This window comes from Salinimicrobium oceani (assembly GCF_012037645.1).
In genome coordinates this window covers 1-291 of record NZ_JAAVJR010001564.1, presented here as the reverse complement: position 1 = coordinate 291, position 291 = coordinate 1, and the positions used below count along the sequence as shown (strand labels likewise).

The window sequence follows — 291 nt, the reverse complement described above, 5'->3', positions numbered from 1 at the left end:
CACCGGCAATAGGAGCTCTCTTTATCCTTAGCGATAAGGTGATGACCAAAGATGAGATCGCGTTTATGACTGAAACCGAAAGAGTCAAATATTATGCTTCTGAAGCTGCTGCAGTACAAACTCCCTTCCTGGGGATTGCAATTTTTATTATCCTGATAGGACTCGTTTTCTTCTTTGTAAATCTTCCAAAGGTTTCAGATACTGAAGCCTCCAATGACTACGGAGTCGTTTTAAAGAACAAGAATCTTATCATGGGAGCATTCGGGATCTTCTTTTATGTAGGGGCCGAAG

1 pseudogene is annotated in these 291 nt (G+C 41.6%); it reads left to right on the top strand.

Annotation, left to right across the window (positions count from 1 at the left end):
* A pseudogene (locus tag HC175_RS23090) lies at positions 1 to 291 on the top strand (sugar MFS transporter); the annotation flags it as partial.